The sequence below is a fragment of the Streptomyces sp. P9(2023) genome (genome assembly GCF_032436795.1).
Classification (GTDB): Bacteria; Actinomycetota; Actinomycetes; order Streptomycetales; family Streptomycetaceae; genus Streptomyces.
The window spans coordinates 1-275 of record NZ_JAUPWM010000439.1; the positions used below are offsets into that span (position 1 = coordinate 1).

The following is a 275-nucleotide window of genomic DNA, read 5'->3' on the forward strand; positions in this document are numbered from 1 at the left end:
TTTCTAAATTGACCAAAAGCAGCAATGAAACATCGAACTAACGGTTTGAACTCACCAGAAACATCAATCCCTTTGTGGGATTCGGTGTCTTTTTTTTGCCCTTTGATGGACTTTAGTCCCTTCGCTTCTAGGCTGCGGTTCTGGGATGTAAGAAAGAAACTCAACATCCTCTTTGCGCTAGCCCACGTTGCTAACTTTTGCTCACCTCGGTTACATTTCTCTTGGTGATAGTCCATGTAGGCTTGATAGAGGTCTGGGTGAAAATAGTCGCCTTC

At 44.0% G+C, this 275-nt stretch carries 1 protein-coding gene; it reads right to left on the reverse strand.

Annotated features, from left to right (window positions below):
- On the reverse strand, nt 1-236 hold a 236-nt coding region (locus tag Q5762_RS38270; protein ID WP_315896926.1), incomplete at its 3' end, for a hypothetical protein.
- Between the last annotated feature and the right edge of the window lie 39 nt (nt 237-275).